Annotated in this window: 14 protein-coding genes; 10 read left to right on the top strand and 4 right to left on the bottom strand. The window is 35.7% G+C overall.

Annotated elements, in window-relative coordinates:
* Nucleotides 1-55: 55 nt before the first annotated feature.
* The 10 genes from BST93_RS03275 (at nt 56) to BST93_RS03225 (ending at nt 12,340) form a co-directional block, all read left to right on the top strand.
* Nucleotides 56-799, top strand: coding sequence for a tetratricopeptide repeat protein (locus tag BST93_RS03275; RefSeq protein ID WP_105018061.1), 744 nt, complete (start codon nt 56-58; stop codon nt 797-799).
* Nucleotides 800-802: 3 nt separating this feature from the next.
* Entirely contained in the window at nt 803-2,158 is a 1,356-nt protein-coding gene (locus tag BST93_RS03270; RefSeq protein WP_105018060.1) for a UDP-N-acetylmuramate--L-alanine ligase, read from the top strand.
* A 108-nt stretch (nt 2,159-2,266) separates the two neighbouring features.
* On the top strand, nt 2,267-3,814 hold the full coding sequence (gene purH, locus BST93_RS03265; protein WP_105018059.1) for a bifunctional phosphoribosylaminoimidazolecarboxamide formyltransferase/IMP cyclohydrolase: 1,548 nt from the start codon (nt 2,267-2,269) through the stop codon (nt 3,812-3,814).
* Nucleotides 3,815-3,868: 54 nt separating this feature from the next.
* Nucleotides 3,869-4,897 carry a rod shape-determining protein gene (locus BST93_RS03260; protein WP_042279614.1) on the top strand — a complete coding sequence of 343 codons (1,029 nt, stop codon included), beginning with the start codon at nt 3,869-3,871 and terminating at the stop codon, nt 4,895-4,897.
* 14 nt (nt 4,898-4,911) lie between these two features.
* The gene (gene mreC, locus BST93_RS03255; protein WP_105018058.1) at nt 4,912-5,736 is read left to right on the top strand and encodes a rod shape-determining protein MreC; all 825 of its coding nucleotides are present in this window, start codon (nt 4,912-4,914) and stop codon (nt 5,734-5,736) included.
* 498 nt (nt 5,737-6,234) lie between these two features.
* On the top strand, nt 6,235-8,163 hold the full coding sequence (gene mrdA / locus BST93_RS03245; RefSeq protein ID WP_105018057.1) for a penicillin-binding protein 2: 1,929 nt from the start codon (nt 6,235-6,237) through the stop codon (nt 8,161-8,163).
* Entirely contained in the window at nt 8,163-9,440 is a 1,278-nt protein-coding gene (gene rodA, locus BST93_RS03240) for a rod shape-determining protein RodA (protein ID WP_105018056.1), read from the top strand. Before mrdA ends, rodA begins: the two co-directional genes overlap by 1 nt.
* A 55-nt stretch (nt 9,441-9,495) precedes the next feature.
* Complete coding sequence (locus tag BST93_RS03235; RefSeq protein WP_105018055.1) at nt 9,496-10,437, top strand: geranylgeranylglycerol-phosphate geranylgeranyltransferase; 942 nt, start codon at nt 9,496-9,498, stop codon at nt 10,435-10,437.
* The gene (locus BST93_RS03230; RefSeq protein WP_105018054.1) at nt 10,437-11,387 is read left to right on the top strand and encodes a carbon-nitrogen hydrolase family protein; all 951 of its coding nucleotides are present in this window, start codon (nt 10,437-10,439) and stop codon (nt 11,385-11,387) included. Before BST93_RS03235 ends, BST93_RS03230 begins: the two co-directional genes overlap by 1 nt.
* Before the next feature lie 59 nt (nt 11,388-11,446).
* Nucleotides 11,447-12,340, top strand: a complete 894-nt coding sequence (locus tag BST93_RS03225; protein ID WP_105018053.1) for a pseudouridine synthase — start codon at nt 11,447-11,449, stop codon at nt 12,338-12,340.
* Here BST93_RS03225 and BST93_RS03220 read toward each other — a convergent pair.
* From BST93_RS03220 to BST93_RS03205, 4 genes are read right to left on the bottom strand one after another with little or no spacing between them, the layout of a single operon-like run.
* The gene (locus BST93_RS03220; RefSeq protein ID WP_105018052.1) at nt 12,318-12,992 is read right to left on the bottom strand and encodes a peptidoglycan-binding domain-containing protein; all 675 of its coding nucleotides are present in this window, start codon (nt 12,990-12,992) and stop codon (nt 12,318-12,320) included. The genes BST93_RS03225 and BST93_RS03220 overlap by 23 nt on opposite strands.
* A 12-nt stretch (nt 12,993-13,004) precedes the next feature.
* A complete protein-coding gene (locus BST93_RS03215) occupies nt 13,005-14,423 on the bottom strand; it encodes an MptA/MptB family glycosyltransferase (RefSeq protein WP_146104971.1) in 1,419 nt (472 codons plus the stop codon).
* Entirely contained in the window at nt 14,423-15,916 is a 1,494-nt protein-coding gene (locus BST93_RS03210; RefSeq protein ID WP_105018051.1) for a cellulose synthase family protein, read from the bottom strand. Before BST93_RS03210 ends, BST93_RS03215 begins: the two co-directional genes overlap by 1 nt.
* Entirely contained in the window at nt 15,913-16,614 is a 702-nt protein-coding gene (locus tag BST93_RS03205; RefSeq protein ID WP_105018050.1) for a glycosyltransferase family 2 protein, read from the bottom strand. Before BST93_RS03205 ends, BST93_RS03210 begins: the two co-directional genes overlap by 4 nt.
* Between the last annotated feature and the right edge of the window lie 76 nt (nt 16,615-16,690).

The following is a 16,690-nucleotide window of genomic DNA, read 5'->3' as shown; positions in this document are numbered from 1 at the left end:
TATTTTTAATGAGTGAAAACCGATTATTGGACTGCTTTTTGATACTTTTGATGTTATGCAACGAGTATTATTATTAATTCTTTTCTTAGTAGCTTATACTATTCAGGCACAAACTGATTTACTAGATGCCGAAGCCTTGTATAAGAACAAAAATTACCAAGAAGCGTTAGTAAAGTACCAGAACATCTATGATAAGGACAGTACTCAACTTATAGCTATCGAGCGTTTGGGCGACATCGCTGGACATCAAAAAAAATATAAGAAAGCAATGTCTTATTTTGAGATACTGGTTGAACGTGATCCTAAAAATGCTAACTACCATTTTAAATATGGTGGAGCGATGGCTTTTTACATCAAGGGAATTTCAAAATTTAAAGCGATTAAATATTTGGACGATGTAAAGTTTCATTTGCATCAAGCTGCTATTTTAGATAAAAAGCATATTGAGTCTAGGCATGCTTTATCTCAAATGTACTGTGAACTACCAGGTATAGTAGGTGGTAGTATTAAAAAAGCAAAGTTTTATGCTGATGAATTACTTAAAATATCACCAGTTGATGGTCATTTAGCATTTGGTTTTATTTACACCTATGAGGAAGATTACTCAAAGGCAGAAGAATCTTACAAGAAAGCCATTGAGGTTGGAGGCTCTCCTACTACATACTTGCTGCTAGGGCAATTGTATGAGAAACAAGAATTACCATTGAAAGCATTAAAAATATACAAGACTGGTCTAGACAAAACAAAATCGGCACAACTACAAACCGCCCTAAGTCAATTGAACCAAAAGCTCAACTAATTTATGAAAGTACACTTTATAGCAATAGGCGGTAGCGCCATGCACAACCTAGCACTAGCATTACATCATAAGGGTTATCAAGTTACAGGTAGCGACGATGTGATATTTGAACCTAGTAAATCCAGATTAGAAAAATATGGACTTTTACCAAAGGAATATGGTTGGAACTCACAAGCAATTACCACCGAACTAGATGCAGTAATTGTTGGCATGCATGCTAAAGAAGATAATCCTGAATTAAAAAGAGCTCAAGAATTAGGTCTTACCATTTATAGCTATCCAGAATATCTATATGAACAATCAAAAAATAAAACACGAGTTGTAATTGCAGGTTCTCATGGTAAAACGACGATTACGTCAATGGTACTTCATGTGATGCATTATCACGACAAAGAAGTAGATTACATGGTAGGAGCTCAATTAGAAGGATTTGATACTATGGTGCACCTTACGGATGATAATGAATTTATGATTCTTGAAGGTGATGAGTATTTATCAAGTCCTATTGATCGACGTCCTAAATTTCACTTATACCAACCTAACATCGCTTTATTGTCAGGTATTGCTTGGGATCACATTAATGTTTTCCCTACTTATGAAAATTATGTAAGTCAATTTGAGATGTTTCTTGATTTAATGAAAGATGGAAGTATACTTGTTTATAATGAAGAGGATGATGAGGTAAAGAGAATTAGTGAGGCTGCAACAAAACCTACACGCAAGCACTCGTACCACATCCCAGAACATCAAATAATAGACGGCATTACCTATCTAGAAACACCTGAAGGTGCTATGCCTATAGAGATATTTGGTAAGCATAACTTAAATAACCTTGCTGGGGCAAAATGGGTTTGTCAACATATGGGTATTGATGAAGATGACTTTTATGAAGCAATAGCAAGTTTTAAAGGAGCTTCTAAACGTTTAGAAAAAATCGCGGAATCTAATGGTAAAGTGATTTTTAAAGATTTTGCTCACTCTCCAAGTAAAGTTAAAGCCACCACTGAAGCTGTACATGACCAGTATATCGAGCGCAAGCTCATCGCTTGTCTTGAACTACACACCTACTCCAGCTTAAATCCAGAATTCCTAAAAGAATACGCAGGAGCTCTTGATGCTGCTGATGAGGCAGTAGTATTCTTCAGTCCAGAGGCTGTTGCCATAAAGCAATTAGCACCTATTACAAAGGAGCAAATTTTCGAGGCTTTTGACCGAGATGATTTAATCATCATGACCGAGCCTGTGACCTTCAGCACATGGCTTCTTGAAAAAAATCTAGATCAGTCCGTTTTACTTCTAATGAGTAGTGGAAATTACGGCGGATTAGACCTAGAAAAAGTAAAACAAATGGTTGATTGAATCTATCCAAATAAAATTTAAAAGTATCGCAATATTTTATTTATAATGGAGTTCAAAATGAATGAGTTGAATTACTTTTGCAACTTGTTTAAATAACCCCAACACAACATGAGTAATATCACTGCAAAAAGCGCATTAATTTCTGTATTCAGCAAGGAAGGACTAGAACCTATTGTTCAAAAAATGAATGAATTAGGCATCACTATTTATTCAACCGGTGGTACTGAAAAATTTATTACAGACCTTGGAATTCCTGTAGTTCCTGTTGAAGATGTTACCTCATACCCATCTATTTTAGGAGGTCGTGTAAAAACTTTACACCCTAAAGTTTTTGGAGGGATTTTAAATCGCCGTGACAATGAAAACGACGTTGCTCAAATTAAAGAATTTGACATACCACAAATCGACATTGTAGTGGTAGATTTATACCCTTTTGAAAAAACGGTAGCAAGTGGCGCAGGTGAACAAGATATTATAGAAAAAATTGATATAGGCGGAATTTCTTTAATTAGAGCAGGTGCCAAAAATTATAAAGACACTTTATGCGTAGGAACCGTACAGGATTATACAGCTCTATTAGAGGTATTAGAAGAAGGTAATGGGGTTACTACCTTAGAACAACGCAAGCGTTTTGCAACAAATTGCTTCAATGTCTCTTCACACTACGACAGTGCTATTTACAATTATTTTTCTGGCCACTCAATAGATAAAGCACTTAAGATAAGTGAACCTACTGTCATGCCATTGAGATATGGAGAAAACCCGCATCAAAGAGGTTGGTTCTACGGCAACTTTAACGAGATGTTTACTAAACACCACGGTAAAGAACTATCCTACAACAACTTACTAGACGTTGATGCCGCTGTAAGTCTTATGAGTGAATTTGAGCATGATGCTCCTACATTTGCGATTTTTAAGCATAACAATGCTTGTGGAGTTGCACAACGCGACACTATCCATCAAGCTTATATTGATGCACTTGCTGGAGATCCTGTGAGCGCATTTGGTGGTATTTTAATCGCAAATACGAATATTGACAAAGCAACAGCCGAAGAAATACACCAGCTTTTTTGTGAGGTAGTTATAGCTCCATCTTTTGATGAGGACGCTATGGAGATACTTAAAGGCAAGAAAAATAGAATATTACTAGAGCTTGTAGATGGTGCGCTTTCGCGAAAGCGTGATCACAACACACTTGAGGTACGAGCTTCATTAAACGGTTATCTAGTACAGGATCCAAATATTAAGACAGATCAAAAAGCAGATCTAAAAACTGCAACTACAATAAGTCCAAGCGAAGAGCAAATTGAAGATTTATTATTTGCTTCAAAGATTTGTAAACACACAAAATCAAACACAATTGTTCTTGCAAAAGGAAAGCAGTTATGTGCAAGTGGTACTGGTCAAACATCACGAGTAGACGCTCTTAATCAAGCTATTCATAAAGCCGGTAGCTTTAATTTTGATCTTGAAGGTGCTGTTATGGCTAGTGATGCATTTTTCCCATTTCCTGATTGTGTAGAAATAGCAGATAATGCTGGAATTAAAGCTGTTATACAGCCAGGCGGATCCATAAAAGACCAACTTTCAATCGATTATTGCAATGAAAATAGTATTGCAATGGTATTTACAGGTACTAGACACTTTAAACACTAATTATTTGATTAGATTTGTAGGTGACGCTTATTAACTTATTCCTCTGAGGTTTATATGGGATTTTTTGACTTTCTCTCTGAAGATATTGCCATTGATTTAGGTACGGCAAATACTTTAATTGTACACAATGGTAAAGTTGTTGTGGACAGTCCATCTATTGTTGCTAGAAATAGAACTACGGGTAAAATAATTGCCGTAGGTAAGGAAGCAGCCATGATGCAAGGTAAAACTCATGAAAATATCAAAACCATTAGGCCGCTTAAAGATGGTGTAATTGCAGACTTTGATGCTTCTGAAAAAATGATTTCGATGTTTATCAAAGAAATCCCTGCACTTAAGAAACGACTTTTTACCCCATCGTTACGAATGGTGATTTGTATTCCATCTGGGATAACCGAAGTTGAAATGCGTGCGGTTAAAGACAGTGCCGAGCGTGTAAATGGTAAGGAAGTTTACCTTATTCACGAACCAATGGCAGCAGCAATAGGTATAGGTGTTGACATCATGCAACCTAAAGGAAACATGATCGTAGATATAGGTGGAGGAACAACTGAAATTGCGGTTATTGCTCTAGGAGGAATAGTTTGTGATCGATCGGTAAAAATCGCAGGTGATGTTTTCACCAACGATATCGTTTATTACATGCGCACACAGCATAATCTTTATGTAGGTGAACGCACTGCAGAAAAGATAAAAATTCAAATAGGTGCAGCTACCGAGGATTTAGAAGTTCCACCAGAGGAAATGAGTGTGCAAGGTCGTGACTTAATTAAGGGTAGACCAAAAGAAGTTAAGATCTCTTATCGTGAAATTGCCAAAGCGCTTGATAAATCAATCCTACGTGTTGAAGATGCTGTAATGGAAACTTTATCTCAAACTCCTCCAGAACTAGCAGCCGACATCTATAATACTGGTATTTATCTTGCTGGTGGTGGATCGATGCTTAGAGGACTGGATAAACGTCTATCTCAAAAAACCGATCTTCCTGTATATATTGCAGAAGATCCTCTAAGAGCAGTAGTACGCGGTACAGGACTTACATTAAAAAATCTAGATAAATATAAAACCGTTCTAGCAGGATAGACATATTTTAACCTATGCAGCAAATTATTAACTTTCTGATCAAGTACAGAAATTTATTGCTGTTCCTGTTTTTACTTGTTATATCAATCAGTTTAACTGTACAGTCACACGACTATACTAGGTATCAATTTATTCATTCTAGCGGCAACTTTACTGGCGGAGCTTTAAGTTCAAAACAGTCTGTTGCAGACTATTTTAATCTGAAACAAGTAAATCAAGAACTTGCAAATGAAAATGCAAAACTTAGAATGTTACTTGACGGTCTGAAAGCAGATACTTTAAGAATAGATACAACTACAGTTATTGCACAATCTACTTATAAAGTAATACCTGCAAAAGTTATTAAAAATAGTTTTCTCAAAAAGGATAATTATTTAACTCTAGACATAGGTGAGAAAAATGGAATTGAACCAGATATGGGTGTCATTACAGACAAAGGTATCATCGGTATAATTGATAGGTCCAATTCCAATTATTCTAGAGTAATATCTGTTTTGAGCTCTGATCTTTCAATTAATGCACAAATCAAGGGAAGTAATGTTATAGGGTCTTTAAAATGGGATGGACAGGATCCCTATTACCTAAGCTTAGAAGATGTTCCCAGACTTGCACAAGTTAAAAAAGGCGATACCATTATCACAGGTAAGCAATCCACTTTATTCCCACCTAATATAGAAATAGGCACTATTACAAAAGCTGAGCTTATCGATAATGGAGCCAAGTATAAAATCGATGTACAACTTTTTAATGACCTAACTGATTTAGGTTACGTATATGTGGTTAAAAACAAAATTTTACCTCAATTAAAGGAAATTGACACACTCGGACTAAATGACTAAAAAAAGTATATATACCGCTTTTTCAATACTGCTTATATTGTTCTTACAAGTTTTTGTATTGGATCATGTGTACTTCTTAGGGTTTATTAATCCAATCATCTATGTCATCATCCTGTTACTATACCCTGTAGAACATAATAGAGCACTTTATTTAATTGCTGCTTTTCTTTTGGGATTATTGATAGATACTTTTCAAGATACCGGTGGCGCACACGCCACATCCTGCCTGGTTTTAGCTTTTTCGAGACCGTTTCTTTTACGTATTATATATGGAGAAAGTTATAAAATGAAAAATTTAAAAATAATTCAATCCAATTTTGATCGATTATTACTACTACTGATTCTTGGAATACTAATACATCATTTTATATTTTTCAATCTTATATATTTTAACATGAGTCATATACTCATGGCCGTTAAAGACACGTTTGCCATAGGTGGCTTAAGTTTACTTATATCATTGCTAGTAATATATTTAGTAAAACCTAAGGTTGTAAGATGAAAAAACTCCTTCTTTTATTTCTAGTAACCGTAATTGGAATAGTGTTTATCGCTAGGCTTTTTTATTTACAAATCTCTACTGACAGCTATAAGCAAAAAGCAGTTGAAAATGCTCAAAAGGTAATTTATGATTACCCAGAGCGTGGTTTTATTTATGATCGCGATGGAGAATTAATGGTAGGTAATCAGGTAGCTTATGATATTATGGTAACACCTAGAGAAGTCAAAGAGTTTGACACTTTAGCTCTATGTAAGTTACTTAAGATTGACACCACTAGACTTCTCAACCAATTAAACAAGGCCAAAAGCTGGTCTACTCGTAAGCCCAGTGTTATCATACCACAACTTACTCAAGAGGAATATGCTCCAGTTCAAGAACAACTAAGAAAGTATAAGGGATTTTTCGTAAGACGTAGATCGTTAAGAAAATACCTTGTAGATCATAGCGCAAGTGTTTTAGGTTATATAAGAGAGGTAAACACTTCAAAGATTAAAAAAGACCCATACTACGACCTAGGAGACCTTGCAGGTAAAAGTGGGATCGAACTTCAATATGAGGATACATTGCGAGGAATTAAAGGTAAAAAAATATACCGCCGTGATGTTTACGGTCGAGAGTTAGAATCGTATGAAAATGGGAAATATGATATAGAAACAGTAGCAGGTAGTGATCTTACTGTTACTCTAGACAATGATCTTCAAGCTTATGGTGAACTTTTAATGAAGAATAAGCGAGGTGGAATTGTAGCTATACAACCAAAGACAGGTGAAATTCTTAGCTTAATAACTGCCCCTAATTACGACCCAAGTATTCTGATGGGTAGAGATCGATCAAAAAATATAAATGCGATCTTACGAGACACCATAAGAATTCCCGATTTTAATCGTGCTCTACAGGCACAATATGCACCTGGATCACCTTTCAAAGTCTTAAACGCACTTGTAGGTCTAGAAGAAGGAGTAATTAGACCTAACGAAAAATTAAGATGTAATCACGGGTATGATTACGGTGGCCGCAAACCTTTAGGTTGCCATTATCATCGCAGTCCACTAGGCATGGAGTTAGGAATAGCAGAAAGTTGTAACTCCTATTTTGCTCAAGTATATAGAAGAATCATAGAAAAAGAAAGTTCTCCAACGGCTGGAATGAATAATTGGAACAAGCATATTTCTAGTTTTGGTTTGGGAGATTATTTAGGTTATGACCTACCAGTAGGTCGCGCCGGTAGAATTCCAGACGGCGAGTTCTATAACAACAACTATAAGTTTAAGTGGTATGCTCCTACCACAATATCAAATGCAATTGGACAAGGAGAAGTTGAAGCTACACCTATTCAGCTCGCAAATATGACAGCTGCAATTGCTAATAGAGGATACTTTTACACACCACATATCATTAAAAAAATTAATGGAAAGCCTATAACAGAGGAAAACTACACAACTAAAAGATATACCACTATAAGTCCCGAACATTTTGAACCCGTGATTGAAGGAATGAGTGAGGTTTATAAAAGTGGGACTGCAAAATACTCACAAATTCCAGGTATAGAAATTTGTGGAAAAACTGGAACGGTTGAGAACAAAATGCGAATTGATGGAAAAACGAAACAACTTACAGATCATTCTGTTTTTATTGCATTTGCTCCAAAAGACGATCCACAAATAGCGATTGCAGTTTTTGTAGAGAATGGGTATTGGGGTTCAAGATATGCTGCTAAAATTGCCAGTTTAATGATTGAAAAACACATCAAAGGCGAAATTACCAGGACAGATTTAGAACAATATTTACTTACTCATAGTTTGGAATATGAGTATGCAAAACCCTACAGCGGTGAAGAATTTCTTATTAATGAAGCGGTAGATAGAGGTTTAATTACAGAGGAGAATAAACACATATATGCTCCAGACAATGGCTTACTTAAATAATGAGAATAGGAGACAAACCTAAATACGATTTTTACACTATTTTCATTTTTCTAGGTTTAATTACTATAGGATGGCTAGCGATTTACTCTAGTGTTAATGTTGAAACGTATTCCAGTATCTGGGATATGAATGTTGAGTACGGTAAACAATTCATTTGGATTGCCCTAGCCCTGCTTCTTATCGTTATTATTTTAGCTATAGAGCCTAAGTTTTATGAACGCTTTGCAGGTGTTATTTATGTCGTCTCGATGCTTTCCTTGTTAGGTCTTTTTGTATTTGGAAAAGAAATAAGCGGCGCCAGATCTTGGTATTCCTTTGGAAGTGTTGGTTTACAACCTAGTGAATTTGCAAAATTTGCTACGGCACTAGCAGTAGCCAAGTATCTAAGCCAGCTCAATGTAACTCTAAAAAACAAAAAGCATTTATTAATTGTAGGAGGAATTATCCTATTGCCACCACTACTTATAATCCCGCAACCTGATCCTGGAAGTGCTTTAGTATATTCCGCGTTTTTCTTTACTTTATATCGTGAGGGATTGTCTTTATGGTTTCTCACATTGGGCTTACTAGCGGTAGGACTTTTTGTAGGTGCACTTGCAATAGGACCAATACTAGTTTCGATAAGTGTACTAGTTGTTGTTGTAGTTATGTACTTGCTTTCGCGAAAGCGTAAACATAAAAAACGACTCGCTCCACCACGTAAATGGTTGTATATAATTACTGCATTTCTAGCAATTGGTTATACGTTTTCCACACAGTTTGTATTTGAAAACGTACTAAGCGATAGACATCGTAATCGTATTGATATTATTCTAGGACGTGTGGAAGACAATAAAGGAATAGGTTATAACTTAAACCAAAGTCTTATTACCATAGGACATGGTGGATGGACAGGAACCGGTTTACTTAAAGGATCTCAAACACAAGGTGGTTACGTCCCAGAGCAGCATACAGATTTTGTATTTACCGCTATAGCCGAGGAATTAGGGTTTGTAGGTGCTAGTGCCGTAGTGTTATTATTCATGGCACTTATTTACAGACTAGTCATAATGGCCGAAAGACAGCGTAATCAATTTGCTCGAGTTTACGGTTATGGTGTCGCCGGTATTTTTACTATTCATTTTTTTGTGAATATAGGCATGGTGCTAGGGCTATTACCTACTGTAGGAATACCTCTACCCTTTGTAAGCTATGGAGGAAGTGGTCTATGGGGCTTTACCGTATTACTCTTTGTATTTGTAAAACTAGATGCACACAGGATGAGCTACGACCATTAACCCTAATTGAATAAGTATTAACACAGTTGTGATAATTTGTCTGTAAATTCGAACTGTGAATCTGGAACAATCATATCAATCTAGGAACAAACAAAGTTTGCGCACGTTATTGGTTAAATCGTTAAGCCTTTTCAGTACGGTGAGGTTGTACAACGTGGGGCTAATAGCGGTAGCACAATTACTGGCTAGTATTTTTATCATCGCTCCAGAATTGCCAGTAAAAAGTCTTTTGCTAGACTATAAATTGTGGCTCCTTATTTTAGCTAGTGCTAGCGCCATTGCCAGTGGCTATATTATAAATAACTTTTACGACCGGGAAAAGGATTTAATCAATAGACCTCAAAAAACCTTATTAGAAAATCAGGTAAGTCGATCAACGTTATGGTCTGTGTATTTTACCCTTAATGCCATTGCCTTTTTGTTAGGCTCGATCGTCTCGTGGCGTGCTGGAGCATTTTTTGCATTTTACATTTTTGCCATGTGGTTGTACTCACATAAACTCAAAAGAATTTTATTTCTAGGTAATTTGATGGCGGCATTGCTATCCATAAGTCCGTTTTTTGTTCTATTCATGTATTATCGTAATTTCTTACCAGTGATTCTTATTCATGGGTCCTTTTTGTTTTTGATTTTGGGAATGCGTGAACTTATTAAGGACCTAGAAAATTTACGTGGTGACCTAGCTCAAAACTATCACACTATTCCTGTTGTTTTAGGAATTAAAGCGAGTAAAACCTTTTATACCTTTCTTACATTCATAGCAATTATCCCAGCATCCATTCTTATAACCACATACAATGTAGGTGACATGAAGTATTATTTTGCGATGGTTGCTGGAGCTCTACTGGTATGTTTACCCTTATTATGGTCTTCAAAAAGAAAGCGGGAATATTTATTAATCCATTTTATTCTCAAAGTTATAATTGGCGTAGGCGTATTTTCAATATTATTAATTGACTTACCAGCCATAATAAATAGATTAAAGGATTTCATATAATGAATAATTCTAAAATAAAAGTAGGACTAGCTCAAATAAGCCCTGTATGGCTTGATAAAAAAGCTACGTTAAAAAAAATATTGACTACGCTGGAGCAAGCAAAAAATCAGCAAGTAGAACTAGTAGCTTTTGGAGAAGGCTTATTACCAGGATATCCATTTTGGCTAGCACTTACCGATGGGGCTGCTTGGAATAAAATGATTGTCAAAGAACTTCATAGACACTACAGTTTAAACGCAATTTGTATAGAAAAAGGAGAGCTAGATGAGGTATGCGCTTTCGCGAAAGCGAATAAAATGGCAATTTATTTAGGAATAATCGAAAGACCAGAAGATCGTGGCGGCCATAGTTTATATGCAAGCTTTGTTTACATCAATCAAGAAGGTTTAATACAAAGCGTGCACCGTAAATTGCAACCTACCTATGACGAGAGGTTGACATGGGCACCAGGTGACGGCAATGGGTTAGTAACTCACCAATTGAAAGATTTTACGGTAAGTGGTTTAAACTGTTGGGAAAATTGGATGCCACTTCCTAGAGCTGCGATGTACGCACAAGGCACCAATTTACATGTAGCTTGCTGGCCTGGTAGTGACCACAATACTAAAGACATTACCAGATTCATCGCAAGAGAAGGACGCACCTTTGTTTTAAGTGTTGCGAGTACAATGTTTAAATCTGATTTTCCAGAAAACACTCCTCATCTAGATGAAATTCTAACAAATGCTCCTGAAGTACTAGCCAACGGTGGTAGTTGCATCGCAGGACCAGATGGGGAATGGATTATTGAACCCCAAGTAGGGAATGAAGAGTTAATAACGGCTACTCTAGACCTTCATCGTGTTTATGAAGAACGTCAAAATTTTGATGCAGTTGGACATTACTCTAGACCAGACGTCACTCAATTACATGTGAACAGAGATAGGCAGTCGACAATAAAATTTAAATAAATTCATCTCTCTCAAGCACAGGTCTTTCAAAATATTATCTTTGCAAAAAAATAGCAGAGATGAATAAGGGAAAAGGAGGACGTAAGGGACCAGCTAATAGTAATTCTAAAAGCAAATCTACACGCAACACTCGCGGTGGTAAAAATCAAATTATAGGCACATCTAGAACAGGGAAACCTGTCACTAAAAAACAATACATAAAACGCAAGAAAAACGAAAGTTCGTCAACTAGCGACGATACAAAAGGTATTCGTTTAAACAAATACATAGCCAATTCTGGAATTTGTAGTCGTAGAGAAGCCGATGTGTTTATTGCAGCTGGTAGTGTTTTTGTTAATGACAAACCTGTTACAGAAATGGGTTATCGAGTGCAGCCAGACGATCACGTGAAATTTGATGGCCAATCTATCACTCCTAGAAGAAATGAGTATTACCTACTAAATAAACCAAAAGGATTTATTACGGCTAATAAAGGAGACAAGGCTTCTAAAACAGTTGATGATTTAATGCGCAATGCAAGTGGATACCACCTACATCATGTAGGTAAACTTAATAGAACTGGATTAGGACTGATGATATTTACCACAGATATTAAAATGGCCAATAAACTTAATAATCCTAACCTAAAACTAAAGAGATTATATCAAGTCACATTAGAACGTAGTTTGAAACATGCTGACCTTCTAAAAATTCGTGAAGGACTGGTTATCGATGGACAAGAAATTCATGTTAATGATATCAATTACATTGAAAACGGTCGCAGTAACGAAATTGGTATAGAGCTTTCCATAAATAAGGAAAGTATCGTAAAAGAGATCTTTGAGAGTTTAGATTACTCAGTATCCTCTATGGATGTTGTTATGATTCACGGTTTAACCAAAAAAGACCTACCTAGAGGCCACTATAGAAAGCTTACTCAACAAGAAGTAATTAATTTACAGATGTTGTCGTAACCTCAACAAGTTTTTCGAGAGTCAGCGCATCGAGCTGTCCGTCAGGAAATAAGCTATGTGCTGCCTCGAATTTACTTACAGCTTGTGTAGTGATAGTGCTATAAACACCGTCAACTGCAATACTATCCTTCAGTGCCTTGTTGAGAAGTTTTTGAACCTCATAAACAAGTACTCCTCGACTACCAGTTTTTAATTCATTCTTGGGAAAAGTAACTAGCATATCCTTGTATAACGGCAATACTTTTGATGGTTGAGGTTGCTGTGTAATTCCTAGTTCCTTCTGTTGGATTTGATCATTGGTCCATCCCTCAGATTTTAAATGAGCACTATTTTCAAGTATATTTTCCAGGTATTTTACTAAAGCTCGTTTTGATACATATTTTTTAATCGCGCGTTGCGTTTCTATATCGTCATCTGATGGGTTAATTACATCCACATCATTCACACTCCATTCATATTGAACATAGGAGTTTAAATCTTCAATAGCCTCATAATAGGAATATAAAACGCTATTATCGTGATAAGTAATATCAATCTTTTCACTTGCCTCGTAATTTGCATTATCAGGATGCAATCGGCGCCAGTCTTTATAAAAATCATAGGCTAGAAAACCGACTATTATAATCAAAAGAACAATAATGATTTTTTTCATTTGATGGATGGTTTAACGGTATAAAGATACATTTTTATTCACATTTGTTGTGTTTTCCCGATTTCGGGAGAAATAAAATAACTCGTAAATGAAATAACCTATTACAACCACATATTCAAATGCAATCAACCACAAATTCTCTTGATAATTGGAATTTGAATAGGCATAATAGCTTAGAAATATGAAAGCAGACCAGACTACCATAAACCTATATTTGGTAAAAACACTAAATAATAAGGGTATTACTAGATACCAAGGATGTACGGTGGTAGAAAAGAGCAAATGCAAACAAAAGGCTAACATTACACTAGTGAATAAACCAACTGGTGTGCGGTTATCTCTAAAGTATGTAATAAGTAACACACTTATTAGAGTACAAAAAGGTAGAATCTTCCCTATCGTTCCTATAGTATTGTAACCTACAAGACCAAAACCTATTTCACGAACTAAATAATAAACAGAGGCATTAAATTCAAATTTACCAAACCACAAGCCTACACTATTACTGTATTTATCAAAAAGCTCAATGGACAAGAATGGTAAAAATCCTATTCCGACTACAATTAAAATGAATAAATAATAAGGGATTATTTTACTGAACTTAATTCGATTAAGTAATATAGGTAATATCAACAAAGGCATGAGTTTTAATAATACTCCATATCCCATGAATAAGGCGCTCCACCATTTTTTGAGTTTTAATAATAAGTAAAACGCTAGTAGCATAAAAAAGCCCATCACACCTTCCCAGTGTAAATTACCCGTCAATTCCACGAGGACAAAAGGGTTTAAGAAATACAACAGACTATAGTAATCAGGTTTACCCAGTTGTTTTAATAATTTAACCATGATTACAAGTGTTCCTACATCGGCTAGAATAATGAACAATCTCATAAAAATAACCGTAGCCGTTATACTTTTACCACCTAGTGCAGCCGCAACTGCAAAGAAAAACTGATTAAGCGGCGGATAGTTGGTATAATGACTAGCGCTTAAATCTCCCATATAAGCTCTTAATACCTGGGCATTAGGAATAAAGGACGATGCTTCTCCTATGATCTCATCTGGAATATATAAATAGGGATTATATCCATTAAGCAACATATGACCATCCCATATAAATCTAAAAAAATCTTGAGAGAGATTGGGAGTCACTTCCCAAATCATTAATCTTAATAGAACTCCTACACTTCCTATCAGGATAGTAGTTCTATGCTTTTGAAAGAGTGTTTTATCTTGATCAACTAGTTGAGAGTAAGATCTATTAAATTCCTTAAACAACCACCAAAAACAGGCTAAACCAATAAATAGTAATATATATGTAACTGTTAGTTGATAGAATTGCTTTCGCGAAAGCGTAAAGAAAAAAGCGTATAGTACGCAACATATAATGGTAGTAAGACCTAGACCGTTTTTAATACGGCGTTTCATTATTGTTTATCTGTTAAACTGCGAATAAAAACGAATCCAAACCCAATCATTAACATCAAATGGAAAGGAAGTAATCCAAAGTCTCCACCTTGATCACCTACATAAAAAGCTGCAACAATTCCAAACGCAAAATAGAGAATCAATAAAAACTCAATAATTAGATTTTTACTTAAGTTTTTTCGTAGATATTTATTGGATTTCCAATTTTTTCCTACTGCTGCTAGATTAAACTTTGGAGTGCGCACAAATTCGCTGCGTTTACCTATATGACCTTCAATAACAGCTATAGAATTATGTAATGAGAATCCCATAGCAATCGAGAAAAAGGTGAAAAACATTCCAATGTAGGAAATGAAGTTTTTAAAACCACCACCATAGGTGTTTTTATACATGAACCAATAACATATAAAAAAGATAATTGAGCTAAGAACAAAAAAGCTCATTGCATAAAAGTAAGGCGCTAGGTGAGCGTAAGTATTTTTAATGAACAACATGGGAACGCTTAAAACACCTACTATAAGTACGTTTAAAAACATAGTACTATTCAATAGATGTAATATACCGTGGACTTTTGACTTAAAAGATAGTGACTTGTTGGACACCACGCGTTTTGCCATTTTCCTAAAGTTTTCGGCACCGCCTTTATTCCATCTGAATTGCTGTGATCGAGCAGCACTTAAAACAATAGGTAACTCTGCTGGTGTAGTTACATCCTCTAAATATTTAAATTTCCAACCTTTGAGCTGCGCTCGATAACTTAGATCTAGATCTTCGGTTAGGGTATCTCCTTCCCAATTTCCTGCCTCGATAATGGTTTGTTTACGCCATATTCCTGCGGTACCATTAAAATTGATAAAATGTCCTTTACTATTCCTTCCAACCTGCTCTAGAGTAAAATGAGCATCGAGAGCAAAGGCTTGAACTTGAGTTAAAATGGAAAAATCTCTATTCAAATGACCCCAACGAGTTTGAACTACTCCTATTTCAGGGTTTTTAAAATAGATTACGGTTTTTTTAAGCCAATCAGACTCCGGCAAGAAGTCTGCATCAAAAATAGCTATGAATTCACCTTTTGCGATTTCTAAACCTTCTTTAAGAGCTCCTGCCTTAAATCCAACACGATTTGTCCTAGTGATGTGTTTAATATCTAATCCAGTTGCAGCCAGTTTTTCAACATGTGCTGCAGTGGTTTTAACTGTCTCATCCGTAGAATCATCTAATACTTGAATCTCTAACTTATGTCTAGGATAATCCATTAAAGCAATATTATCTAGCAGTCGCTCCATAACGTAAGCTTCGTTAAAAACTGGTAATTGTATGGTTACAAATGGAACCTCGGCAGTGTTTGTCAAATCAAAAACGGGATCGTTATCTGTTTGATTTTTACGGGCTTTTAAGTAGTTAACCAGCAGATTGAGTTGCGCAAAAGCATAAAGCATAATTAATATTAATGCTATAGAATAAATCACAATACATATCCACTCAAAAATCATTTCCTAATACCGTATTTAAAAATCCACGTTAAAATTTTAACGCCTGCAAAGATAGCACCTTTAACAGTACCTGACACCTTTGACACTCCTATTCTATTGCGGTACTTCATAGGAATCTCACAATAGGTATAGTTATTCTTTAGAGCCTTAAGCTGTAATTCTACAGTCCAACCGTAAGTTTTATCCTGCATATTCAAGGCTAATAGCTTATCATATTTGATAGCTCTGAACGGGCCAAGGTCTGTAAATTTACTTGCAAACATCCATTTCATAAGGGTAGTTGCCAACCAATTTCCAAATATTTGAGGTAGTGTCATACTTCCCTTTTCACGCAAATGTGAAACCCTAGCTCCAATTACTACATCAATATCGTCGTTTATTATAGGATTCACTAGCTCAATTAACTGTTCTGGATAATCACTATAGTCACCATCTAAAAAAACAATAATATCTGTGCGCTCATTTAATTGCGCTATGTAGTCCATTGCTTTTAAACATGCATTTCCGTAGCCAGGATTTGGCTCCTCAACCACAGTAGCACCAGCATTTCTAGCTACTAGGACGGTATCATCGCTTGAGTTGTTACTACAAACGACAACTTCTGTCACAATTTTTGGAATATCTTTTATCACATGACCTATCGAATCTTGTTCATTGTAGGCAGGAATAATTACTCGTATGATAGGGAAACGTTGCAGGGCTTATTATTTAACCGCGCAAGTTAATCAATAACCCAATAATATACTGTGATAACTGAGTACCATATATTATTTA

The sequence above is a fragment of the Nonlabens tegetincola genome, from assembly GCF_002954355.1.
Classification (GTDB): domain Bacteria; phylum Bacteroidota; class Bacteroidia; order Flavobacteriales; family Flavobacteriaceae; genus Nonlabens; species Nonlabens tegetincola.
Note: the sequence above shows the minus strand (reverse complement) of the source record. Positions and strands in the feature narration are given on the sequence as shown.